Below are 22,160 nucleotides of genomic sequence, written 5' to 3' on the forward strand. Positions count from 1 at the left end.
GAGCGCTCACCGAGGAGGGAAACGATGCCCCGACGTACTGCCGCGGCGGCACTTCTGGTCACCGGTCTGCTGGCGCCGCTACCCGCAGCCGCCCAACCCACCGGCTCGGCCGGCGCTGCGGCCGCCTGCGAGCTGAGTCTGGGGTCGCTGAACGCCGGCGGTGACCACCAGTCCCAAGGCATCGTCGCGACGAACCCGCCGACGGCCTCGGCGAAGCGAGTCGAGGCGGCGGACCGGTTCGCGCCCGGAGTGACGCGGTTGCACAGCACCTGGACGATCGAGCCGGAGGTCCCGCAGGACTGGGCGCACTACGGCGAGGTCGTGCTCGGCTCGACGATGTACGAGGCGAGCTACCGAACCGGCGCGACCACCGATCTGGACGTCCACTTCACCCGGATCGGCGGCGGCTGGGACAAGTTCACGTACTTCGAGGAGTCCGACTACGACGAGGGCGCGCACCCCGGTTCGGTGGCGCACACCCACTACTACGGTCTGCGGAACGACGGCACGCTGTTCCGCTGGCGAGACGGCTGGAAGACGGACGGCTCGTACCCGGGCTTCAGCGCGGTCAAAACCATGACGCTGATCAGCCAGACCCGCACGTACGACACCTTCCTGGCGAACACCCGCGGGGGCGCGCTGTACACGATCCGGATCCCGATCGCCTCGCCGATGAAGCCGATCGTCAAGCAGGTCCGCACCAGGACCTGGCAGGGCTTCGAGCAACTCGTTGCCGAACGCTGCGGGCAATACGGCGTACTCCTGCTCGGCATCGACAAGGACACGAAGTCGGGATACCTGTACGCCGTCGGTCACGCGAACGGCACGTCGACGGTCATCAACAGCCTGGGCAAGGTCCCGACGACCTTCGACGACCCGGTCTACTTCCGCTGGACCGCCGTTTCCTGGGCCGGCCCGCCACTGAACGGCGAGTGAGCGTCAGGGGGCCGGCGGGAGGTCGTCGAGGAAGTCGGCCGACGGGGTGAAGAACAGGGTGCCGGTGACCGCGGTGGAGAAGTCGAGCAGGCGGTCGTGGTTGCCCTCGGGCTCGCCGATGAACATCCGGCGCAGCATCAGCTCCGTCACCGACGGCGTCTTGGCGTACCCGATGAAGTAGGTGCCGAACTCCTGCGACCCGATGGTGCCGAACGGCATGTTGTCGCGCAGGATCTTCAGCTCGTTGCCGTCCTCGTCCTCGATCACGTTCAGCGCGATGTGGGCGTTGCCCGGCTTGACGTCGTCGGCCATCTCGATGTCGTCGAGCTTCGTCCGGCCGACCGCCTGCTCCTGCTGCTCGACGGTGAGCTCGTTCCACGCCTTCAGGTCGTGCAGGTACTTCTGCACGATCACATAGCTGCCGCCCGTGAAGTCCGGGTCCTCGTCGCCGATCAGCACGGCGTTCCGGGCCGTGACGCCGGCCGGGTTCTCGGTGCCGTCGACGAAGCCGAGCAGGTCGCGCATCTCGAAGTACTTGAAGCCGTGCACCTCGTCGACGACCGTGGCGGCGCCGTCGAGGACGTTCATGATCTGGCCGGCGAGCTCGAAGCACTGGTCCAGGTGCGCGGCGCGGATGTGGAAGAGCAGGTCGCCGGGAGTGGACACCGCCCGGTGGGTCGCGCCCTGGAGCTCGACGAACGGGTGCAGCTCGGCCGGGCGCGGTCCGCTGAACAGCCGGTCCCACGCGTCCGACCCGATGCTGGTGACGCAGGACAGGTTCCCGGCCGGGACGCGGAAACCGACCGATCTGATCAGACCGCTGATCCGGTCGAGCAGATCGCGGGCCGCCTCCTCGCCGCCCGGCTCGATCCGGACGATCAGAAAGATCGCCGAACCCGTCAACGGCATCAGCACCGACTGCGGCAGCGCCCGCGTCGCCGCGGCCGGCCCTGGTGTCGGATCAGTTACCACCGTGGTCTCCCTCCACTGAAGCTTGGCCCGATCTTCTAGAGTCCAGTCATGGACCCGCAACAACCCGGGCCGCCCTCGCAACCGGGCCCATACTCGCAGCCGGGGCAGTACCCACCGCCCCCGGCCCACCCCCAAGGCCCGCCACCCGGCGGCTACCCGCCGCCGACCGCCTACCCGCAACCACCCGCGTACCCACCGCCGGGCCCCTACCCGCCACCGGGGACCTACCCTCCGCCCGGCACCTACCCGCCGCCGGGTCCGTATCCGCAGCAGTGGGGCGCGCCGCAGTACCCCGGGCAGTTCGCCTACCGCGAGCCCCGGACCATCCCGGCCCCACCGGGTACGCCGTACCACCGCCTCGCCCGCACCGCGAAGCACGCGTGGTGGCGCCCGATCGCCGGCACCCTGTTCCTCGGCGCCGGCATCCTGTTCATCACCGCGGGGGTCGCGGTCGTGTGGGAGATCGTCCACGGCCTGATCACCGGCGAGTTCACCCAACCGCAGGGCAACGACCTCTTCCCGAGCGCCACCGAGAACCTCGCGGTCACGCTGGTGATGCTCGGTGTGCTGACGCCGTTCGTGGCGTTCACGGCCTGGCTGGTCCAGCGCCGGCCGTTCTGGAGCGTCGCGTCCGTCCTGAACCGGATCCGCTGGCGCTGGTTGCTGATGTGCTGCCTGCCCGGCCTCGGGTACATCGCGCTGTCCTACGGCCTCAGTGTGCTGGTCGACGCGATCTTCCCCACCGCGGACACGGGGGCGACCGACGACGGCGGATCGTGGGTCGGCTTCGGGGCGTTCGTCGTACCTGCGCTGGTGATCATCTTGCTGGTGCCGTTCCAGTCCGCGGCGGAGGAGTTCATGTTCCGCGGCTGGCTGCTCCAGGCGGTCGGTGCCTACGGGCCGGACCAGAAGGACGGTCCCCGGCAGTGGATCCGGACGGTGTTCCGGTCGCCGTGGCCCGGGATCGTGATCGGCGCCGTGGCGTTCGTGTCCGCGCACGGGTACACCGGCTGGGCGATGGCCGACATCTTCCTGTTCGCGGTCATGCTCGGTTGGCTGACGGTACGGACCGGGGGACTGGAGGCGGGGATCGCGCTGCACGCGATGAACAACCTGTTCGCGTTCTTGTTGCCAGCGGCAACCGGGCGGCTGGACGGCTGGGACGAGCAGGGCGGCGCGCCGTGGACGCTGCTGGTCTCGGACATCCCGTGCCTGGTGTTCTACGCGGCGGCCGTGGTCTGGCTGGCCCGGCGTCAGCAGGTCGCGCAGGTCAGCTGAAATCTGTCGGGGGCGACTGGCAGGGTGTTCGCCGTGACGAACGCGAAGATCGAAGCCGTCCTGTTCGACTGGGGCGGCACGCTGGCAACCTGGCACGACATCGACCTGTACGCCGCTTGGCGACCGGTGGCGGCGTTGATCGACGAGACCCGCGCGGACGAGTTGGCGACCCGGCTCGTCACCGCGGAGGGCTCGGTCTGGGCTCGCTGCCGCGACGAGCACCTGAGCAGCACCTTCGAGGAGGTGTGCCTGCTGGCGGACGCGGTGATGACCCAGGCTGCCCTCGCGGAGTACGAGCGGCAGTGGGACCCGCACACCGTGCTCGAGCCGGACGCACTCGACACCCTGCACGCCCTCCGGGCCCAGGGCTTGAAGATCGGCGTCCTGTCGAACACGATCTGGCCGCGCCGGCGGCACGAGGACATCTTCGCGCGCGACGGCGTACTCGACCTACTCGACGGCGCCGTCTACACCAGCGAGATCCCGTACACGAAGCCCCACCCGGAGGCGTTCCTCGCGGCGATGCGAGCGGTCGGGGTCTCGGAGCCGTCGCAGTGCCTGTTCGTCGGCGACCGGCTCTTCGACGACGTGTGGGGCGCCCAGAACGTCGGCATGCGTACGGCGCACGTCCCGCACAGCGCGATTCCCGGGGAGCAGATCGGCCACTCCGAGGGCACGCCGGACGTCACGGTCCAGCGCCTCTCCGACCTCCCGCCCCTGATCGACACCTGGAACGAGGCGGCAGCCTGACGTGCCTCAGAGACGGAAGAACCCCCGGCGTGGTGGCCGGGGGTTCCTCGAGGGGTTTCGGGTGGTGGGTCAGGCTGCCAGGGTCGGGTCTGCCAGCAGTCGGAGCCGGCCGAGCGCCTCGCGTTCGATCTGGCGGACCCGCTCGGCGGAGATGCCGTGGACCGCGCCGATGTCGGCGAGCTTCGCCTGGCGGCCGTCGTGCAGGCCGTAGCGGCGCCGGATCACGTCCGCCGACCGCGGGTCGAGCTGGTCGACCAGGCTGAACAGGCCCGAGCGGTCCGACGCGTCGGCGACCAGCTGGTCCGGGCCCGGCGCGGTCTCGGCCGCGATCAGGTCGCCCAGCGAGGTCTCACCCTCGTCGTCGATCGGGTTGTCCAGGCTGATGTGGTCCCGGCCGATCCGGATCAGTTCGGTGACCCGCTCCACGTCCAGGTCCAGCTCCGCCGCGATCTCGTCGATCTCCGGCTCCCGCCCGAGCTTGCGCTCCAGCGTCCGCCGCGCCGACCCGATCTGGTTCAGCTGCTCCACCACGTGCACCGGCAGCCGGACCACCCGGGCCTGCTGCGCGATACCGCGGGTGATGGCCTGCCGCACCCACCAGGTCGCGTACGTCGAGAACTTGAATCCCTTGCGGTAGTCGAACTTCTCCACCGCCCGGATCAGCCCCGTGTTGCCCTCCTGGACCAGGTCCAGCAGCGGCATCTGGGATCGTCCGTAGCGGCGTGCGATCGACACCACCAACCGGAGGTTCGCGGTCACGAACCGCTGCTGTGCGCGCTGGCCCTCTTCGACCAGCCACTCCAGCTCGTCCTCCGTCGCATATTTGGGCGCGCCACCCTTCTTCCGTCCAACCCGCCCCTCGGCCAGCAGTTGCTCCGCGAGGAGACCTGCCTCGACCGTCTCAGCGAGCTCGACTTCTTCCTCAGCGGTGAGCAGGGGCGTACGCGCGATCTCTTCGAGGTAGAGACCGACGCTGTCCTTGCCGTCGATACCGTCGTCCGCGGTGCGGACCCGAGTCATGCGAGCCACCGAAACTCCCTTCGTCGTTACATGGAGAGCAACGCTCGAGTACGGTTCAAGATTCCAGGACGAGTGTGTAAACACCCTGAACGTTCCCTGAGAGTTCCTGGCAGCGATCCGCGCCGGAAACCGGTGTCCGGGAGCCGGCCGGAACCGCTGCCCGGACGCCTTTGACCGGCCGGCACCGTTTTCCCGTGACAATCAAGGGAATTCGGCGCCGTTGTCCAGCGGCACACCGGCGGGGAAACCTGAGAATCTGTCCAGATCCAGCACCCTTCGGGGCGCTGAATGTGTTGCACGACACACCTGATCGGGCACTCGGAATGCGTTCTGTCTCCAGCTGACAGCAACGCCGCCGGTACCCGCCGTGTTCCCGCCCGAAACGAGCGTGAACCGGCAGGCACCGGCGGCGTCGCCGCGACGTCAGGCCAGGCCGAGGGTGTCGAGCTCCCAGGCCAGTGCGAACGCCAGCTCGCGCCACGCGTCGTACCGGCCGCTGCGGCCGCCGTGACCTGCGTCCATTTCCGTTTTCAGCAGCACGTCGACGTCACCGGTGGCGGTCGTCCGGAGTTTCGCCACCCACTTGGCGGGCTCCACGAACAACACCCGGGTGTCGTTCAGGCTGGTGATCGCCAGGATGCGCGGATAGTCCTGCGCGCTGACATTCTCGTACGGCGAGTAGGACTTCATGTACTCGTACACCGCGGGGTCCTCGAGCGGATTGCCCCATTCCTCCCACTCGATCACCGTCAGCGGCAGGGACGGGTCCAGGATCGTCGTCAGCGGGTCGACGAACGGGACCTCCGCGAGGATCCCGCCGAACGCCTTCGGCGCCAGGTTCGCCACCGCGCCCATCAGCAGACCGCCGGCGCTGCCGCCCTGCGCGACGATCCGCTCCGGCCGGGTCCAGCCCGCCGCGACCAGGTGCTCGGCGCCGGCGATGAAGTCGGTGAACGTGTTCCGCTTGGTCAGCGTCTTGCCGTTGTCGTACCAGTGCCGGCCGAGCTCGCCTCCGCCGCGCACATGCGCGATCGCGAACACCACGCCGCGATCGAGCAGCGACAACCGCGGGATCGAGAACCACGGATCCATCGAGCTCTCGTACGAGCCGTACCCGTAGAGCACGACCGGCGCGTTCCCGTCCTTCGCGACATCCTTGCGCGCGACCATCGAGATCGGCACCTTGGTCCCGTCCGGCGCGGTCGCCCACTCCCGGTACTGCCTGTACGCGCCGAGGTCCACCCCGCCGAGCACCGGCTGCTGCTTGAGCAGCCGTCGCTCCCCGGTCGCGACATCCACGTCGTACGTCGAACCCGGGGTGACCAGCGACGTGTAGCCGAAGCGGTACCGGGTGTCGTGCCACTCGTCGTTGCGACCGGGGGAGACGGTGTAGATCGGCTCGTCGAACTCGAGCACCTCGGGGTCGCCGAAGCCATCCGGTGTACGGCGCATGATCGCGAGCTCGGTGAGCGCGTCGCGGCGGCGGTACAGGATGACGTGGTCGGCGAACGCGTCGGTGCCGAGCAGCCGGCTCGACTCGTCGCCCTGGATCAGCGTGGTCCAGTCGCCGGGCGAGTCCAGCGGCGCGGAGGCCAGCGAGAAGTTCTCCGCGTCGGCGTTGTGCGTGATCAGGAGCCGGTCGCCGGCGTGCTCGACGTCGTACTCGACGCCCTCACGGCGTGCGGCGACCACGACCGGCTGTCCCGCCGGGTCGTTGGCGTCGAGCAGCCAGACCTCGCTGGTGAGCTTGCTGCCGAGGGCGATCTGGATCGCCTGCTCGTTGCGGGTCAGGTCGACGCCGACCCAGAACCGCTCGTCCGGCTCCTCCATCACCAGCACGTCGTCGGACGCGCCGAGCACGTGCCGCCAGACCTGGTGCGGGCGCCAGGCGTCGTCGACCTTGGTGTAGAAGATCGTCGAGCCGTCGGCGGACCAGGCCGAGCCGTAGTGCACCTCGGGCAGCTCGTCCGGCAGCAGCTCGCCGGTGCTCAGATCCTTGATCCGCAGGGTGAACCGCTCGTCGCCCTTGAGGTCGACGGAGTAGGCGAGCAGGCGGCCGTCGGGGGAGACGTCGACGGTGCCGAGCGAGAAGAACTCGGAGTCGCCGGCCACCTCGTTCCCGTCCAGCATCACCTCTTCGCCGGCGATCTCGCCGTCGGTCGCGGGCGGCTGGTCGCCGTCCACCTTCACCCGGCAGTGCAGGCCGTACTGCTTCCCCTCGATCGTGCGCGAGTAGTACCAGTACCCGCCGCGCCGGGCCGGCACGCTCAGGTCGGTCTGCAGCGTGCGGTCCGAGATCTCCTTGAAGATTGCCTCACGCAACGATTCCAGCTGCGCGGTGCGGACCTCGGTGTAGGCGTTCTCGGCCCGCAGGTACCCCAGCACCTCGTCGTCGGTCTTGTCCCGCAACCACTCGTACTCGTCGACGAACACGTCACCGTGATGACGACGCTCCACCGGCTTCCGCGCCGCAACCGGCGGCTCACCAAAAGACTTCAACTCGGACATGCCGCGAGACTACCCGCCCGCGCCCGGCCGCGTCGGCCGGTTTCCACAGGCCCCGGATCACACCTCGTACGTCGCGACGACCGGGGCGTGGTCGCTCCAGCGTTCGGCGTAGGTGGGGGCTCGGTGGACGGTGCAGGTGGTGGCTGTGGTGGCGAGGGTGGGGGAGGCGATCTGGTAGTCGATGCGCCAGCCGGCGTCGTTGTCGAAGGCCTTGCCGCGCCAGGACCACCAGGAGTACGGGCCGGGGCCTTCGCCGCCGAGGTGGCGGCCGAGGTCGACCCAGCCGGACTCGAACAAACGATCCATCCAGGCGCGTTCCTCGGGGAGGAAGCCGCTCTTCTTGCGGTTCGCCTTCCAGGCCTTCAGGTCGACCTCGCGGTGGGCGATGTTGAGGTCGCCGCACATCAGCACATGCCGCCCGTCCGCGCGCAGCTCGGTGAGCCGGGCGGTGATCGCGTCGAGGAACGCGTACTTCTCCTCCTGCCGCGGCGGCGTCTCGAACTCGCCCGTGAACACATACGTGCTCACCGCTGTCAGCGTCGTCCCGTCGTCCAGTACGACGTCCGCCTCGACCCACCGTCCGCACCCGGCGAACCGCTCCGGCCCGATCTCGCCGCGCTCGTCCTTGATCGGCCGCCGGCTCGCCACCGCGACACCCGCGCGCCCCTTGTGCCCGTCGATCGACGGCTCGGCGTGCGCGATGTTCCAGTCCCCGCCGAGGTGCTCCCGCAGTACGTCGTCCGTCGCACGGACCTCCTGCATCAGCAACAGGTCCGGATCGGTCTGCTCCAGCCACGGCCCCATCCCGCGCCGGAACGCGGCCCTGATCCCATTCACGTTCACCGTGGCAACCGTCAGCACTCGAGAACCCTACCGTTCAGACTCCCGTGGTCGACCCGGGACGCACGACCATCAGCACCACGACGACGGCCCAGAGGAGGGCGAAGATGCCGGTGGTCATCGAGAGCGCCCTGGCTTGCGGCAACAACGCAGTACGTACGTCGCCCGTCGCGTCGGCCGCTGCCAGGACGCGATGCAGGGCCGTGCTGACCGGTATCGATGCCGAGCTGGAGACCGCCCTCGGCGCGGCGGAGACCGAGCGGCTGACAGCGAGCACCCTGCAGATCCTGGCCGCGCTCAGCCGGCCGTCGTCGCTCAGCCGGCCGTAGCCGCTCACTCAGTCGACGTCGCTCAATCAGTCGTCGAGAGGATCGCGTCGAGGGACTGCTCGCACAGGTGCTCCAGCGCCTCGGCGGAGATCGACGGCTCGTCGATCCACGTCATCAGCGTCTGCTCGACGTACCCCTGCCAGCCGTGACACGCGAGCTCGACGGTCGGCGTGATCTCGATCCCGCGCTCGGCGACCGCGCTGATCACCCACCGGCTGAAGACCTGGCGGATCTCGGAGTGCAACGCGCGTACGGCGGGATCGCCGGCGGCCGACATCAGCAGAGTGGCCCGGTAGAGCTGCGGCGCTTCCAGAACCGCACGGACGAACGCGCGGATGCCGGACCGGAGTCGTTCGTCCGGGGGGAGCGACGGGTCGGGCGCCGTTCGCAGGATGACCTCCGCGGCGGCCTCCTCGATCACGGCGTACTGGAACTTCTTCTTCGAGCCGAAGTAGTGGAAGAGCAGGGCAGGGGAGACGCCGGCCTCGGCGGCGACCAGCTCGACCGTGAGCTCGCGGTGCGGGTCGGCGAGCAGGACCCGCCGTGCCGCGCCGAGGATCTGCGCGCGCCGTTCGTCGGGGCGCAGCCGGGCGGAGGAGGTCTGGGTCATCGGGCCAGTCTATTGAGTATTCGGTCAATAAGCACTTACTGTTGAGTATCCACTCAACAAGTTGGAGGTCCAGATGCGTCCGTTGGCCGGTCAAGTCGTCCTCATCACCGGTGCGTCCCGGGGGATCGGCGCCGCGGTGGCCCGGAAGCTGGCAAGCGAGGGCGCCAAGCTGGCCCTGGTCGGTCTGGAGCCGGACGAGCTGAAGAAGGTCGCGGAGGACTGTGGCCCGGACGCCGGCTGGTGGGAGGCCGATGTCACCGACACCGAGTCGCTGCGGACCGCGGTCGAGGCGGTAGCCGAGCGGTACGGCCGGATCGACGTGGTGATGGCGAACGCCGGGATCGCGGCGCCGGGCTTCAGCCGGAGCATGGACCCGAAGGTCTGGGAGCGCGTCCTCGATGTCGATCTGTACGGCGTCTGGCGCACGGTCCACCTCACCCTGCCGTACCTGCTCGAGAGCAAGGGCTACCTGCTCCTGGTCTCGTCGCTCGCGGCGATCGTGCACATGCCCGGGCTCGCGTCGTACAACGTGGCCAAGGCCGGCGTGGAGGCGATGGGCGACACGCTGCGGCCCGAGCTGAAGCACCTCGGCGTCCGGGTCGGTGTCGCGCACATGACCTTCGTCGACACCGACATGGTGCGCGGAGTGGACGACCACCCGGTGTTCGGCAAGGTACGCACCGGCATTCCGCTGGCGAGCAAGGTGTACCCGCTCGACTTCGCCGTGGACAAGTTCGTTGCCGGCATCCGGAAGCGCTCACGGACCGTCCACGTGCCCGGATGGATCGGGGCGATGAAGGTGTTCCGCTGGGTGCTGCCGCATGTGATCGAGCTGGGCTCTCGCTTCAGCGTCCCGAAGGCGGATCGGGCCGCGCTCGCTGACATCCAGGCCCGGGGCGCGGCCGAGTCGTCCCGCGCCTCGGGGGCCGGTGGCCGGGCCGACACGGCGAAGGCTGCGAACAAGTGAGCCGCGAGTACGACGTCGTCCTGCTCGGCGCGAGCGGGTTCACCGGAGCCCTGACCGCGGAGTATCTCGCGAAGCACGCCCCGGCCGACCTGAAGTGGGCCGTTGCCGGACGTAACCAACAGAAGCTGGAGGTCTTCGGCAAGGACGTCCTGATCGCGGACGTCACCGACCCGAAGTCGCTCCAGGCGCTGGCCGAGTCGACGAAGGTCGTGGCGACCACGGTCGGGCCCTACATCCAGTACGGCGAACCGCTCGTGGCGGCGTGTGCCGACGCGGGGACGGACTACCTCGACCTCACCGGCGAGTCCGAGTTCGTCGACCGGATGTACGTCCGCTACCACGAGCGCGCTGTCGAGACCGGCGCCCGGATCGTGCACGCGTGCGGCTTCGACTCGATCCCGTACGACCTCGGCGTCCAGTACACGGTCGAGCAGTTGCCGGAGCGGGTCCCGATCCGCGTCGACGGTCTGCTCCGTGCCGGCGGCCGGCCCTCGGGCGGCACGTTCCACACCGCGATCACCGCGTTCTCCCGGCCGAAGCAGAACCTCGACGCCCACCGCGCCCGCCGCCGCGCCGAGCCGCGTCCCGAGGACCGCAAGGCCGGGGCGGTGCCGGGCAGGCTGCACCGCCAGCAGGGCTTCTGGGCGGTCCCGTTGCCGACGATCGACCCGCAGATCGTCGGCTACTCGAGCCGGCTGCTCGACGCCTACGGTCCCGACTTCCGCTACTCGCACTACGCGGCGGTCAGACGTCTCCCAATGGTCGCCGGAGGCATCGGAGCCGTCGGGCTCCTGGTCGCCGCCGCTCAGGTGCCGCCGCTGCGGAACGCCTTGCTCAGCAGGCTGAAGCCGGGCGACGGTCCGAGCCCGGAGCGCCGCGCGCGGTCCTGGTTCAACGTCCGCTTCGTCGGCCGCGGTGGCGGCAAGCAGGTGATCACCGAGGTCGCCGGCGGCGATCCCGGGTACGACGAGACCGCGAAGATGCTCGCGGAGAGTGCGCTCTGCCTCTCGCGCGACGATCTCCCGGTCACGGCCGGCCAGACCACCACGGCCGCGGCCATGGGCCCGGCGCTGCGCGAGCGTCTCGTGAAGGCAGGGATGACCTTTGCGACCCTCAGCACGGACGACTACTAGTCCCGACGGAGTCCGGATCGCGTTCCACAAGTACGGCGATCCAGACGCGCCTGTCCGGTGAAAGTGGTCAGGGGTGGCCACTGGATGCCCCGGAACGATCCCGGACTTGTCGTCCGGCTGGTGCTGGATCACACCCGCCAGGTGGCAGGCTGGGAGATATGAGGACATTGCTCAACCTGATCTGGCTGGTGCTGGCCGGGTTCTGGCTGGCGATCGGGTACGCGGTCGCCGGCATCATCTGCTGCGTGCTGATCGTGACGATCCCGTTCGGCATCGCGGCGTTCCGGATCGCCGGGTTCACGCTGTGGCCGTTCGGCCGGACCATGGTCGACAAGCCGAGCTCCGGCGCGGGAGCGCTGCTCGGCAACATCATCTGGATCATCTTCGCCGGCTGGTGGCTGGCGCTCGGTCACCTCGCGACCGGGATCGCGCTGTGCCTGACGATCATCGGCATCCCGCTCGGCGTGGCGAACTTCAAGCTGATCCCGATCTCGCTGGTCCCGCTCGGCAAGGAGATCGTGCCCAGCGACCGCCCGTTCGCGGCGCGGTGAGAGCGCTCACCGTCCTCGGCTCCTGCGGCGCCTGGCCCGAGGCCGGGCGGGCGTGTGCCGGCTTCCTGCTCGAGTACGACGGCTTCCGAGTGGTGCTCGATCTCGGGTACGCCGCCCTCCCGCGACTGCTCGAACACTGTCCGCGGGGTGAGGTGGACGCGGTCGTGGTGACGCACCAGCACCCGGACCACTGTGTCGACGTGAGCGCTCTCGCCCGCGTGAGGTACTACGAGGCGCCGGACGCGCCGCCCATCCCGCTGCAGTGCGCTCCCGGCGTCCTCGACGTACTGCGTGCGCTCGAGCCGGAGCCGGATCCGGCCACCGTCTTCGCGGTCCACGAGCTGGCGTCGACGACGCAGCTCGGTCCGTTCGCGGTCGAGACGGTCGAGTTGCCGCACTACAAGACCAATCTCGGGGTGCGGCTGACGGCGCCCGGGGTGTCCGTCGCCTACACCGGCGACAGTGGGCCGTCGCCCGAGCTGCGGAAGCTGGCTGATGGGACGGATCTGTTCATCTCCGACGCGACCCTGCAGGGTCCGTCGCCGCAGACGACGCCGCGCTTCATCATGACGGCGACCGAGGCCGCACAGGGTGCGCGTGGGGCGAGACGTCTGCTGCTGACCCACTTCTGGCCCGGGTCGGATCGGGCCGTGTCGGTGGCGGAGGCACAGCAGGTGTTCGACGGCGAGGTCATCGCGGCCGAGGAAGGCCTCGTTCTCAGGCTCTGACCTCAGCGAGCCGGGCGTGGCGGAAGGCAGAGCGGTGCAGGAGGACGGCCTGGACGACCATCCCGCCGACTCCGACCCAGAGCGCCGTACGGGTCCCGAACTGGTCGGCGAGAAGGCCTCCGACGGGGGCGCCGACGACGATCGCGGCGCGGTTGAGCGACCGCATGGTCGCGTTCATCCGGCCGAGCAGCCCGGCCGGCGTGATCGACTGGCGGTAGCCCATCTCGATCGGGCTGTCGATCCCGACCGAGACCCCGAAGACGAACTGACTCGCGCACAGCAGGACCAGCCCGAGCACGTGGTCCGGCGCCAGCGGAGCCAGCAGGAACGCGACCGGCGTGAGCCACCGACCGAGGATGATCGCCGGCCCGACCCCCAGCCGCCGGCCGACCCACCCCGACGCGGTTGCGCCCACGATCGAACCGACCCCGCCGAACGCGTACGTCACCCCGAGCCAGAACACGTTCAGCCCGAGCGTGTTGAGCACGAAGAGCACGTAGACCGTCGTGAACACGCCCTGGAACACGAACCAGAGGTGCGAGGTCAGCGCCAGCGGCCCGAGCGTGCTGTTGCGATAGACCCACCGCAGCCCTTCCCGGATCTCACGTCCCAGGTGCCGGGGCTGATCGGTGCCCTCGGCAACTTCCGGCGTCCGGGTCCGGACGGTGGCGAGCAGGAGACCGGAGATCAGGTAGGACACCGCGTCCACGAGGATCGCTGCCGGGGCGGTGAGCAGCTTGATCAACGCACCGGCGAACACCGGCCCGCCGGTCTGCACGACCGCACTCGTCTGCTCGAGCCGTGCGTACGCCGGGGTCAGCAACTCGGCCGGCACGAGCGACGGCGGGAACGACTGGTGTGCGGCGTCGTACGCCAAGGACAGCGTCCCGAAGACGAGCACGACCGCGATCAGCAGGGGCAGGCTGAGTACGTCGAGCGCCGCGGCGAGCGGGATCACCCCGAGAACGACGGCGCGCGCGAAGTCGGCGCCGACCAGGAGCGGCTGCCGGCGGTAGCGATCGACGATGACACCGGCGATCAGCCCGAACAGCAGGTACGGCAACCATTGCGCCGCCTTGAGGATCCCGAGCTCGGTGCCGCTCGCCCGCAAGGTGACAACGGCAACCACTTGCAAGGCCAGGCCGGTGACCGACGAGCCGACCATCGACACCGCATCGGCGACCCAGAACCGCACATATCCGCGATGGTCGAGCAGGCCTGCCACACCGGAACCCTATGTGGCAGGCCTACGCTCAGTGCGCCTGGGCCACGATCTTGCGGACGTTGGTGATGTCGCCGCAGGCGGAGTCGATCAGCCGGGCGCGTTCCTCGGCGAATGCGTCGCCCAGCTTCCGGCGGACCTCTTCGGACGCGTCGGTCCGCGCCGGATTCAGGACGTCCCGCTCCTCCTCGTCGAGGTGGTGCGAGAGTGCCTCGGCCAGCTCGTGCAGCTTGTCGCCGAACGTCTCGCTGCTGGTGTCCTCGACCTCCATCAGCTCGAGCAGCGCCTCGTTCCCCTCGTCGTGCTCGTGCTCGGAGTGCTCGACCTCCTCGGCGTCGATCGCATCCTTCTTCCGCAGTGCGGGATAGACCTTCGACTCCTCGAACCATCGGTGGTCCGCCAGGATGATCTCGACCACGTCGCCACCCGCTGCGGGCAGGATCTTCGGCATCCGCTTCCTCCAGTCTCAGGGGCCTCCCGGTACCCCCGCTAACCTGCGGGCATGCCCATCGCCCTGGTTCGCCGTCCCAGCCCGCGTCTCGCCGACGGACTCGTCACCCACATCGAACGGACCCCGGTCGACGCCGATCTCGCCGTACGCCAATGGCAGGCGTACGTCGACGCGCTCGGGGCGACCGGGTGGAGGACGGTCGAGGTGCCGCCGATCGACGAGTGCCCGGACGGCGTCTTCATCGAGGACACGATGGTCGTGTACGGCGACCTCGCGGTGATCGCCCACTCCGGCGCCGAGCAACGCCGGCCGGAAGCCGCGGCCGCGGAGCGCACCGTGGCCGCTCAGGGCTTCCGCGTCACGCGAATCACCGAGCCGGGCACGCTCGACGGCGGCGACGTTCTCAAGATCGGATCGACCGTGTACGTCGGTGAGGGCGGACGCACGAACGAGGAAGGCATCCGGCAACTGCGGGACGCGTTCGCTCCGCTCGGAGCCGACGTACGCGCGGTGGCGGTGCGGAAGGTGCTGCACCTGAAGTCGGCCGTGACCGCCTTGCCGGACGGGACCGTGGTCGGGTACGAGCCACTGGTCGACGACCCGGCCGCGTTCGAGCACTTCCTGCCGGTGCCTGAGGAAGCCGGGTCGCACGTGGTCCTGGTCGGGGAGGACCGGCTGCTGATGGCCGCGTCCGCGCCGAAGTCGGCCGAGCTGTTCGAGCAGCTCGGCTACACGCCGGTCGTCGTCGACATCAGTGAGTTCGAGAAGCTCGAGGGCTGTGTCACGTGCTTGTCGGTGCGTCTTCGCCGCTGAGCAACCGCCGCGCGGCCTCGGCCGCCACCAGGTCCCGCTTCTTGCCCCGGGCCTCGGCCACCTCGCACGCCTCCACCAGTGCCGCGCGATAGACCCGGGTGTCGGGGTGGTCGGCGCCGAGGGCAACCGTCGCGGCTCCGACCGCCCGCGCGAGCGTCTCGATCGACACCCCGATCTCGCCGCCCGCGAGGAGCGCACGCCCGAGGGCGGCCCGGTCGCGGATCAGCTGCGGGTCGTGCTCCGGCAGGTCCTGCTCGTCGGCGTTGACGATGTCCGTCAGCAGCGCCGCCTCCGAGCGCGGCCCGCCGACCATCAGCCGGGCCCCGGTCACGGCCTCGGTGGCCGCCCGGGTCAGGTCGTGGTGTGGCCCGAACACGTCCATCAGTTGAGGTGTGACGAGCTCGAACCACGCGATCGCCCGGCCGTAGTTCCCGGTCGCGAGGAGACCCTGCGCCACCCTCAGCCGGACCCGCAGCGTGGCCGGATCGTCGGCCGCCAGCACCTTCTCCCGGTCGGTCAACGCCGACTGGTAGAAGGGCAGCGCCTGCCCGGGCTCGCTCTCGTCCCAGTACGCCTCGGCCTGCTTGTACGCGGGATCGCCGTCGAGCTCCGGGTGACTCGCGAGCGCCGAGACAGGCCGGCGTACCCGTGTGTCGACCGGCTGGTCGATCACCTGCCGGCCGATGTAGGTGCGGCCGCCGGTCGGGATGATCCGGTACTGCCCGACCTTCGCCACCGGGACCCACAGGATCGTGCTGTACAACGTGCGCACCGACGAGCCGCAGTTCTCGCAGACGTCGCGGTGCCCGTAGAAATGGCCCCCCATCGGCCCGGTCGTGTCGGTCGCCCGCCAGGCGACCGACGACGACGTACACGGACCACAGAACGGGTAGACCCCCCGCCGTTCCTCATTCATCTGACCCATTGTGGTCATTTTCGGGTCCGTCGTCTTCCTCGGCGGCCCCGAGGGCGACTTTTGCCAGCGCGGGATCGTCGACGGCGAACGTGCGGACCGGGCCCGGTGGCGTGTCCGCGGTCTCGAAGCGCACCGTGACCCGGCCCCGGCCGGAGCCCCAGACCCAGCCGTGCCCGTAGTCCGGATGAGTGACGTCCTGGCCCGGGTAGAACCCGATCGGGTCGCGGGCGCGCTCGGGCAACTCGATCACCTCGACCGGCGCCTCGGCGTGCTCGCTCTCGGTGAAGAGGTCGTCCTGGATCCAGTCGGCGAGTGAGGACACCCCTACGCCGAGCAACCGGATGCCGCCGCCGATCTCGCTGTCGTCGAGGAGCCGGCGCGCGACCCGGGCGATCACCCGGGCGTCGTCGGTCGGACCGGCCAGCGTGGACGAGCGGGTGTGCGTGGTGAAGTCGTGCATCCGGGTCTTCACCGTGACGGTCCGGCCGGAGAGCTGTGCCTTCTGCAGGCGTTCGGAGACGCGGTGCGCCATCCGGTCGCCGATCGCGGCCAGCAGCGCGCGGTCGATGATGTCGGTCTCGAAGGTGTCCTCGACGCTGACCGACTTGGTCTCCCGGTCGCTCACCACCGGGCGGTCGTCGGCGGCGACCGCGAGCCGGTGCAGGCTGGTCCCGTGGGCCGATCCGACCTGACGGATCAGCTCCTCCTCGTCGAGCTGCTGCAGGTCGGCGACCGTACGAACGCCGGCCATGCTCAGCCGCTGGGCCGTCGCCGGACCGACGCCGGGGATCACGGTGACCTGCATGGGCGCGAGGAACTCGGCCTCGGTGCCGGCCGGCACGACGACCACACCGTCGGGTTTGTCCAGATCGCTGGCGATCTTCGCGATCAGCTTGGAGGTCCCCGCGCCGACCGACGCGGTCAGACCGCCGCTGACCTTCCGGATCGCCGCCTTCAGGTCCTCCGCGATCGCCTGCACGTCGTCGACCGTCAGCCCGGTCAGCCCGGAAGCTGCCAGGTCGATGAACGCCTCGTCCAGCGACAGCGGCTCGACCAGCGGCGAGAGTGCGCGCATCTCCGCCATCACCGCCTGGCTGGCCCGCCGGTAGACCTCGAACCGCGGACCCAGGTACGCCGCGTGCGGACAACGGGATCGCGCTTCCGCGGTCGACATCGCGGAGCGGACGCCGTACTTGCGCGCCTCGTACGACGCCGTCGACACGACGCCGCGGACGCCGACGCCGCCCACGACGACCGGCTTGCCCCGCAGCGACGGCTTGTCGCGCTGCTCGACGGCCGCGAAGAACGCGTCCAGATCGACATGCAGCACCGACGGATCCCCACGCACGTCCCCAGTGTCCCTGGTATGACCGACAATTCCGGGATGACCTTCCCCACGCACTGGGACGACGGCACCGATCCGGCGAGCCCCGAGCACCAGGTTCACTGGTACGACGACCGCACGGCGATCATCCGTCAGTCGCTCCGGACCAACTTCGAGGGCCCGTTCCTCTATCTGCTCCTAGGCACCGAGCGGGCGTTACTCCTTGACACGGGCACCGGGCACGCCAAGCTGCGCGCGCTCGTGGAGAGCCTGCTGACCGGTCAGGAGCTGATCGTCGCGCACACCCACGGCCACGGGGACCACGTCGGCGGGGACGCGGAGTTCGACAGCGTGGTCGGCCGGACGGCCGAGGAGGTCGCCACCTACTTCGGCCTGGACTGGCCGGAAGGTGCCGTCGAGTTCGACCTGGGGGAGCGGGTCGTCGACATCCTTCCCATCCCGGGGCACCAGGGCGCGGACATCGCCGTCTACGACCGGTCGACGCGCTTGCTGCTGACCGGCGACTCGCTCTACCCGGGCCGGCTGTACGTGAAGGACTGGCAGGCCTTCCGCGCCAGCGTCCGCCGGCTCGCCGACTTCGTTGCCGCAGGCAATCCGGTCGACTGGATCCTCGGCGCGCACATCGAGCTCACCGATCGCCCCGGCGTGGACTACGAGATGGGCGCCGACCAGCACCCCGGGGAACACGAGCTCCCGCTCGCTCCCGCCGTACTGACCGAGCTCGCGGACGTCCTCGACCAGGCGGGACCTGAGCCGACCCGGATCGTCCGCGACCATTTCATCGTCTACCCGGTGTAGGTGTGTTGCCGCAGGCGGCTCATGGATGAGGTCGCCAGGGCGAGCGAGAGCAGGATCCGAGCCTTGGAGGAGGGCAGCGAGCCGGCCATCCGGGCGCCGGTGGCGGCGAGGTCGGCGCCACCACCGGCACCGTAGACCGGCGCGGTGGGACCGGCGGGGCAGCGACTGGTGACCAGGACCGGGAGTCCGGCCGCGATGCAGCGACGGACCTCGGTCAGGATGGCGGGTGTCGGGTTGCCGACGCCGAGGGCCTCGAGGACGAGGCCACGGGCACCGGCCGCGCGACAGGCGGCCAGCTGGTCGTCGTCGGCACCGACGTACGACGTGACGATGTCGACCCGCGCGAGTTCGTCCGGCAGCGGGAACCCCGGCGGCCGCGTCGGGGCCGACCAGATCGAGACCTGGCCGCGGCGAACCTCGCCGATCGGGCCACCGGCGTACGAGGTGTAGGCGTCGAGCGCCTGGGTGTGCGCCTTGACCGCCTGACGGGCCGCGTGGATGCGACCGTCCATCACCACCAGCGGACCAAGGCCGCGAACCTGCGGGGACGAGGCGTGCGTCGGCGATGTTGCGTGGGCCGTCCGCGTCCGGCTCGCCGGCATGGCGCTGGGCTCCGGTGAGGACGACGGGAGCCGGCGGATCGAGCAGGTCCAGCAGGTACGCCGTCTCCTCCATCGTGTCGGTGCCGTGCGTTACGACCACCCCGTCACCTCCGGAGGTCACCGCGAGTACCTCACGAGCGATCGCCAGCAGATCCGCCATGGTGAAGGCGAAGCTGTGCTTGCGCAGGACCTCCCGAACGGGTGCGGTGGCGACGAGCTGAGCTCCGCCGACAGCCACGCTGACGCAGCCGTCGGACGCGGGGCGGGAGGCGATCGTCCCGCCGGTGGTCAGGACGCAAACGCTCACCGGCTCTCCAGGGTGAGCAGCGTCGACCGCACGACGACCTTGCGGCCCGCGAGGTAGTACAGCCCGCCGGCGACGACGGCGCCGGCCAGCCAGGAGAGGTCGGTGCCGTTCATAGCGATCGCGATCGGGCCCTGCATCGCGGGCACCAGGCCGTACTGCCAGCTCCAGCCGGCCACCAGACCGAGGGCGAGACTGACCAGAGCCCGGGCGTTCCACCGCCCGTACGGCGAGTCGTCCGCGTACAGCGCCGCGATGTCGAGACGGCCGCGGCGCAGGATCAGGTAATCGACCACGACGATCGCGCTCCACGGGCTGATCCAGACCAGGATGGAGACCATCCAGCTGTCGAAGGCCTGACCGAAGCTGTCCGCGCGGACGAAGACCACCAGGACCGCGGACGCGACCAGACCGGCGGCCAGCGTCACCTTCCAGCGGGCGGCCGTGACACCGATCGACAACGCGGCCAGTGAGCAGGAGTAGAGGTTCAGGATGTTGGTCGCCACCGGGCCGTGCATGATCAGCAGCAGAACGGGCACCGCCATCACTCCGAAGGCGTTGATCACCAGCCCGGACGGGTCGTTGCCGCTGCCCGCGCTGGCCAGGCAGGCGCCGAGTGTCGCGAGCCAGACGGTCGGCACGTACATGCCGAGGGCAGCGGCCCAGAAGACCGAACGGCTGGAGGCCTCGGGCCGGACGAAGCGGCTGTAGTCGGCCGAGTACGGCAGCCAGCTGATCCCCCAGCCGACTCCGATCGCGGTCATCAGCTGCGTCATCGCGGTGAGCTTGTCCGCCGGAGTACTCGCGGTGGCCGCCGTCCACTGCAGTTCGGCGCGGGTCAGTGCGAGAACCGTCATGACGGCCATCACCGCGACGGTCAGGGGCACGGTGTACTTCTCGAAGGTCCGGATCGCGTAGAAGCCGTACAGCGCCAACGCGAGCTGGACGACCATGATGATCGCGGCGACCAGGTAGTGGAGACCGGCTCCGCCGTGGATGCCGAGCTTCGCCAGGACGGCGAGGACCAGGTCGAGCACGACCCAGGTGTTGACGCCGACCCACGCCATCGTCAGCAGGCACTGGATCAGACCGGGCACGACGGCTCCGCGGTGCCCGAACGGCGCGCGGCCGAGGACCATCTGGTTGACGCCCGTCCGGTGCCCGATCACGTTGAGCAGACCGAACAGCGCGCAGCCCAGGACGTTGCCCACAGCAACAACGAGGACGGTCTCCAGCAGGCTGAGGCCCAGCGTGATCCCGAGGGCGCCGAGGACCCAGTTGATCGGGGCCAGGTTCGCGCCGGCCCAGATCCAGAACTGTTCGCGCGGGCTGGAATCGCGGTCCGCGGGCGGGATCGGCGCCACGCCGTGCGCGTCGAACGGGATTGCCTCGGATGGTGCGGATGTCGTCATGACGGCCTCCCAGGGGAACGAGTTGGCCCAGACAACCAGCGGACACCGCGCGATGGCAGTGGGGAGATCTCTAGTGAAATCCGTCTTCGACTGGATATGTTCACATCATGCTGACCCTGGCGGCCCTGATCGGCAATCCCGCACTCGAACTGCGCCTGCTGGTCCCCGGCCCGGACGGCGCGCTCGACCGGGAAGCGTTGTGGGTGCACAACACCGAGCTGCCCGACCCCTCGCCGTACGTGCGGGCGGGCGAGATCGTCCTGACCAACGGACTGTGGCAGCGGGAGACCTCCGCGGCCGCCTTCGCGGCGAGCGTCCGGCGAGCGGGAGCCGCCGGCATCGTCTTCGGTCTGCGCGACGCGACGCCGGAAACACCGGAGGAACTGATCGACGCGTGCGGGCACGAGCAGCTGCCGCTGGCCGAGATCTCGATCGCGGTGCCGTTCACCGCCGTGACCGAGGCCGCTTCGGCGCTCCGGGCCGACGAGCGCCGCGAGGCACTCGTCGGCATGGTCCGGCGGGGCGACGCGCTGGCGTCGGCGATCTCGCACGGCGCGGGAGCCTCCGGCGTCCTGGCGGTCCTGCGGCGCGAGCACGACGTACCGCTGGCTGTCGTGGACCGGATGGCGCGACCGCTGGCGTCCTCGGGGGTGGACCTGTCGGCGGAGCAACGCCGCCGGGTGGCCGAGGGGCTGACCCGGCACCCGCCGCCGCTCGAGATCGACCTGGGCGGGACCGAAGGCCGCGCGACGGTGTTCCTGGTCGGTGCGGTCGGCGACACGGACGCCGCGCTGCTGTGTCTGCGGCCGGTGAACGGACTGACGACGGCGCAGCAGGACGCGCTCGACCAGGCGGCCCGGTTCCTGAGCCTCGAGGTGGCCAAACAGCAGGCGATCCAGGCGATCGAGCTGCGGTTCGCGAGCGAGCTGCTGGACATGATCCTGTCCGGTGCGCAGCGTGCCGCCGAGGTTCCCGATCGGCTCCGATCGTTCGGCGTGGATCCCTCGGGCCGGCTGGCGGTGCTCACGGTCGCGTTCGCCGAAGGCGCCGACTCGACGGTGCCTGGGCTGTCCGAGACGATCGGCGAGTTCTTCCTGACCCACGGTCTGGCGGTCGTCGTCGCGGGCGGCAGCCAGGACGTGGTCGCCGTCCTGCAGCAGCCCCGGCAGGACCTCAAGGAGCTGGCCGAGGCGCTGTGCGCGGTGGTTCGCAAGCGGTTCCCCGACCGGCGGCCCGTCATCGGGCTCGGTGACATCGCACCCTCGGCGGGGGAGTTGCGGCAACCCCTGGTGCAGTCCCGGGAGGCATGCCAGGTCCTTCGTCGCCGGCGCGGTGGGCACGCCGTCGCATCGTTCCGGGAACTGGGCACGCACCGGTTGCTGCTCGGGCTCCAGGACACGGCGACGTTGCGTGGATTCGCGAGCGGCGTGCTCGGCCCGCTGCGCGAGCACGACAGACTGCGCGACAGCGAGCTCGAATCCACACTGCGCGCGTTCCTGACGTACGACGGCCAGTTCGCCGCGACCGCCGCCGCGCTGTACGTGCACGTGAACACCTTGCGGAACCGGCTCGCGAAGATCACCGAGCTCACCGGCCGCGATGTCGCGCGGACGGACGACCGGGTGGACCTCTACCTGGCCCTCGAGGCGGACGACATGACCCGGGGCGGCTAGCC

22 protein-coding genes and 1 pseudogene are annotated in these 22,160 nt (G+C 70.0%); 11 read left to right on the forward strand and 12 right to left on the reverse strand.

The window, feature by feature from the left end:
* Positions 1 to 24 precede the first annotated feature (24 nt).
* A complete protein-coding gene (locus ACZ6O0_RS00585) occupies positions 25 to 936 on the forward strand; it encodes a hypothetical protein (protein ID WP_465762663.1) in 912 nt (303 codons plus the stop codon).
* A gap of 3 nt (positions 937 to 939) precedes the next feature.
* Here ACZ6O0_RS00585 and ACZ6O0_RS00590 read toward each other — a convergent pair whose 3' ends face one another.
* On the reverse strand, positions 940 to 1,908 hold the full coding sequence (locus ACZ6O0_RS00590) for a Dyp-type peroxidase (RefSeq protein ID WP_465762664.1): 969 nt from the start codon (positions 1,906 to 1,908) through the stop codon (positions 940 to 942).
* A gap of 48 nt (positions 1,909 to 1,956) precedes the next feature.
* On the opposite strand from ACZ6O0_RS00590, the gene ACZ6O0_RS00595 reads away from it, so the two are divergent.
* Both ACZ6O0_RS00595 and ACZ6O0_RS00600 read left to right on the forward strand, forming a co-directional pair.
* Positions 1,957 to 3,186, forward strand: coding sequence for a lysostaphin resistance A-like protein (locus ACZ6O0_RS00595; RefSeq protein WP_465762665.1), 1,230 nt, complete (start codon positions 1,957 to 1,959; stop codon positions 3,184 to 3,186).
* A gap of 33 nt (positions 3,187 to 3,219) precedes the next feature.
* Positions 3,220 to 3,936, forward strand: coding sequence for an HAD family hydrolase (locus ACZ6O0_RS00600; protein ID WP_465762666.1), 717 nt, complete (start codon positions 3,220 to 3,222; stop codon positions 3,934 to 3,936).
* Between the two features lie 69 nt (positions 3,937 to 4,005).
* On the opposite strand, the gene ACZ6O0_RS00605 is transcribed toward ACZ6O0_RS00600, so the two are convergent.
* From ACZ6O0_RS00605 to xth, 3 genes are all read right to left on the reverse strand, one after another.
* On the reverse strand, positions 4,006 to 4,965 hold the full coding sequence (locus ACZ6O0_RS00605) for a sigma-70 family RNA polymerase sigma factor (protein WP_465762667.1): 960 nt from the start codon (positions 4,963 to 4,965) through the stop codon (positions 4,006 to 4,008).
* Positions 4,966 to 5,379: 414 nt separating this feature from the next.
* Positions 5,380 to 7,464, reverse strand: a complete 2,085-nt coding sequence (locus tag ACZ6O0_RS00610; RefSeq protein WP_465762668.1) for a S9 family peptidase — start codon at positions 7,462 to 7,464, stop codon at positions 5,380 to 5,382.
* Positions 7,465 to 7,521: 57 nt separating this feature from the next.
* On the reverse strand, positions 7,522 to 8,325 hold the full coding sequence (xth, locus tag ACZ6O0_RS00615; RefSeq protein WP_465762669.1) for an exodeoxyribonuclease III: 804 nt from the start codon (positions 8,323 to 8,325) through the stop codon (positions 7,522 to 7,524).
* An 86-nt stretch (positions 8,326 to 8,411) separates the two neighbouring features.
* Here xth and ACZ6O0_RS00620 point away from each other — a divergent pair, with 86 nt between their 5' ends.
* Positions 8,412 to 8,633: a hypothetical protein gene (locus ACZ6O0_RS00620; RefSeq protein WP_465762670.1), complete on the forward strand. Its 222-nt coding sequence runs from the start codon at positions 8,412 to 8,414 to the stop codon at positions 8,631 to 8,633.
* Positions 8,634 to 8,655: 22 nt separating this feature from the next.
* Here the strand turns inward: ACZ6O0_RS00620 and ACZ6O0_RS00625 are convergent, their stop codons facing one another.
* The gene (locus ACZ6O0_RS00625; protein ID WP_465762671.1) at positions 8,656 to 9,243 is read right to left on the reverse strand and encodes a TetR/AcrR family transcriptional regulator; all 588 of its coding nucleotides are present in this window, start codon (positions 9,241 to 9,243) and stop codon (positions 8,656 to 8,658) included.
* A gap of 73 nt (positions 9,244 to 9,316) precedes the next feature.
* On the opposite strand from ACZ6O0_RS00625, the gene ACZ6O0_RS00630 reads away from it, so the two are divergent.
* From ACZ6O0_RS00630 to ACZ6O0_RS00645, 4 genes are all read left to right on the forward strand, one after another.
* On the forward strand, positions 9,317 to 10,210 hold the full coding sequence (locus ACZ6O0_RS00630; protein WP_465762672.1) for an SDR family oxidoreductase: 894 nt from the start codon (positions 9,317 to 9,319) through the stop codon (positions 10,208 to 10,210).
* A complete protein-coding gene (locus ACZ6O0_RS00635) occupies positions 10,207 to 11,343 on the forward strand; it encodes a saccharopine dehydrogenase family protein (RefSeq protein WP_465762673.1) in 1,137 nt (378 codons plus the stop codon). The genes ACZ6O0_RS00630 and ACZ6O0_RS00635 overlap by 4 nt, the downstream gene beginning before the upstream one ends.
* Before the next feature lie 158 nt (positions 11,344 to 11,501).
* The gene (locus ACZ6O0_RS00640; RefSeq protein WP_465762674.1) at positions 11,502 to 11,894 is read left to right on the forward strand and encodes a YccF domain-containing protein; all 393 of its coding nucleotides are present in this window, start codon (positions 11,502 to 11,504) and stop codon (positions 11,892 to 11,894) included.
* On the forward strand, positions 11,891 to 12,622 hold the full coding sequence (locus ACZ6O0_RS00645) for an MBL fold metallo-hydrolase (RefSeq protein ID WP_465762675.1): 732 nt from the start codon (positions 11,891 to 11,893) through the stop codon (positions 12,620 to 12,622). The genes ACZ6O0_RS00640 and ACZ6O0_RS00645 overlap by 4 nt, the downstream gene beginning before the upstream one ends.
* Here the strand turns inward: ACZ6O0_RS00645 and ACZ6O0_RS00650 are convergent.
* Positions 12,612 to 13,847, reverse strand: coding sequence for an MFS transporter (locus ACZ6O0_RS00650; RefSeq protein WP_465762676.1), 1,236 nt, complete (start codon positions 13,845 to 13,847; stop codon positions 12,612 to 12,614). The two genes, ACZ6O0_RS00645 and ACZ6O0_RS00650, sit on opposite strands and share 11 nt — an antisense overlap.
* A 28-nt stretch (positions 13,848 to 13,875) precedes the next feature.
* A complete protein-coding gene (locus ACZ6O0_RS00655) occupies positions 13,876 to 14,295 on the reverse strand; it encodes a hemerythrin domain-containing protein (protein WP_465762677.1) in 420 nt (139 codons plus the stop codon).
* A gap of 51 nt (positions 14,296 to 14,346) precedes the next feature.
* Between ACZ6O0_RS00655 and ddaH the strand changes: the two genes are divergently transcribed.
* The gene (gene ddaH / locus ACZ6O0_RS00660) at positions 14,347 to 15,108 is read left to right on the forward strand and encodes a dimethylargininase (protein ID WP_465762678.1); all 762 of its coding nucleotides are present in this window, start codon (positions 14,347 to 14,349) and stop codon (positions 15,106 to 15,108) included.
* Here the strand turns inward: ddaH and ACZ6O0_RS00665 are convergent.
* On the reverse strand, positions 15,077 to 16,024 hold the full coding sequence (locus tag ACZ6O0_RS00665; protein ID WP_465762679.1) for a hypothetical protein: 948 nt from the start codon (positions 16,022 to 16,024) through the stop codon (positions 15,077 to 15,079). The two genes, ddaH and ACZ6O0_RS00665, sit on opposite strands and share 32 nt — an antisense overlap.
* The gene (locus ACZ6O0_RS00670; RefSeq protein ID WP_465762680.1) at positions 16,017 to 17,372 is read right to left on the reverse strand and encodes a DNA polymerase IV; all 1,356 of its coding nucleotides are present in this window, start codon (positions 17,370 to 17,372) and stop codon (positions 16,017 to 16,019) included. Before ACZ6O0_RS00670 ends, ACZ6O0_RS00665 begins: the two co-directional genes overlap by 8 nt.
* Before the next feature lie 18 nt (positions 17,373 to 17,390).
* Between ACZ6O0_RS00670 and ACZ6O0_RS00675 the strand changes: the two genes are divergently transcribed.
* Positions 17,391 to 18,167 carry an MBL fold metallo-hydrolase gene (locus ACZ6O0_RS00675; protein WP_465762681.1) on the forward strand — a complete coding sequence of 259 codons (777 nt, stop codon included), beginning with the start codon at positions 17,391 to 17,393 and terminating at the stop codon, positions 18,165 to 18,167.
* On the opposite strand, the gene ACZ6O0_RS00680 is transcribed toward ACZ6O0_RS00675, so the two are convergent.
* The 3 genes and pseudogenes from ACZ6O0_RS00680 to ACZ6O0_RS00690 form a co-directional block, all read right to left on the reverse strand.
* Complete coding sequence (locus tag ACZ6O0_RS00680; RefSeq protein WP_465764048.1) at positions 18,155 to 18,592, reverse strand: L-asparaginase family protein; 438 nt, start codon at positions 18,590 to 18,592, stop codon at positions 18,155 to 18,157. The genes ACZ6O0_RS00675 and ACZ6O0_RS00680 overlap by 13 nt on opposite strands.
* A gap of 18 nt (positions 18,593 to 18,610) precedes the next feature.
* A pseudogene (locus ACZ6O0_RS00685) lies at positions 18,611 to 19,076 on the reverse strand (asparaginase); the annotation flags it as partial.
* Positions 19,073 to 20,485 carry a purine-cytosine permease family protein gene (locus tag ACZ6O0_RS00690; protein ID WP_465762682.1) on the reverse strand — a complete coding sequence of 471 codons (1,413 nt, stop codon included), beginning with the start codon at positions 20,483 to 20,485 and terminating at the stop codon, positions 19,073 to 19,075. The pseudogene ACZ6O0_RS00685 and the gene ACZ6O0_RS00690, both read right to left, overlap by 4 nt.
* 107 nt (positions 20,486 to 20,592) lie before the next feature.
* Between ACZ6O0_RS00690 and ACZ6O0_RS00695 the strand changes: the two genes are divergently transcribed.
* Entirely contained in the window at positions 20,593 to 22,158 is a 1,566-nt protein-coding gene (locus ACZ6O0_RS00695) for a PucR family transcriptional regulator (protein WP_465762683.1), read from the forward strand.
* The last annotated feature ends 2 nt before the right edge of the window (positions 22,159 to 22,160 follow it).

Source organism: Kribbella sp. NPDC048837 (assembly GCF_055586945.1).

Bases quoted from the DNA above. Each gene is read 5' to 3' on its own strand.
- ACZ6O0_RS00585 (WP_465762663.1), top strand. From the start codon at position 25: ATGCCCCGACGTACTGCCGCGGCGGCACTTCTGGTCACCGGTCTGCTG.
- ACZ6O0_RS00595 (WP_465762665.1), top strand. From the start codon at position 1,957: ATGGACCCGCAACAACCCGGGCCGCCCTCGCAACCGGGCCCATACTCG.
- ACZ6O0_RS00610 (WP_465762668.1), bottom strand. From the start codon at position 7,464: ATGTCCGAGTTGAAGTCTTTTGGTGAGCCGCCGGTTGCGGCGCGGAAG.
- ACZ6O0_RS00620 (WP_465762670.1), top strand. From the start codon at position 8,412: ATGCCGGTGGTCATCGAGAGCGCCCTGGCTTGCGGCAACAACGCAGTA.
- ACZ6O0_RS00625 (WP_465762671.1), bottom strand. From the start codon at position 9,243: ATGACCCAGACCTCCTCCGCCCGGCTGCGCCCCGACGAACGGCGCGCG.
- ACZ6O0_RS00630 (WP_465762672.1), top strand. From the start codon at position 9,317: ATGCGTCCGTTGGCCGGTCAAGTCGTCCTCATCACCGGTGCGTCCCGG.
- ACZ6O0_RS00640 (WP_465762674.1), top strand. From the start codon at position 11,502: ATGAGGACATTGCTCAACCTGATCTGGCTGGTGCTGGCCGGGTTCTGG.
- ACZ6O0_RS00655 (WP_465762677.1), bottom strand. From the start codon at position 14,295: ATGCCGAAGATCCTGCCCGCAGCGGGTGGCGACGTGGTCGAGATCATC.
- ddaH (WP_465762678.1), top strand. From the start codon at position 14,347: ATGCCCATCGCCCTGGTTCGCCGTCCCAGCCCGCGTCTCGCCGACGGA.
- ACZ6O0_RS00665 (WP_465762679.1), bottom strand. From the start codon at position 16,024: ATGAATGAGGAACGGCGGGGGGTCTACCCGTTCTGTGGTCCGTGTACG.
- ACZ6O0_RS00675 (WP_465762681.1), top strand. From the start codon at position 17,391: ATGACCGACAATTCCGGGATGACCTTCCCCACGCACTGGGACGACGGC.
- ACZ6O0_RS00690 (WP_465762682.1), bottom strand. From the start codon at position 20,485: ATGACGACATCCGCACCATCCGAGGCAATCCCGTTCGACGCGCACGGC.
- ACZ6O0_RS00695 (WP_465762683.1), top strand. From the start codon at position 20,593: ATGCTGACCCTGGCGGCCCTGATCGGCAATCCCGCACTCGAACTGCGC.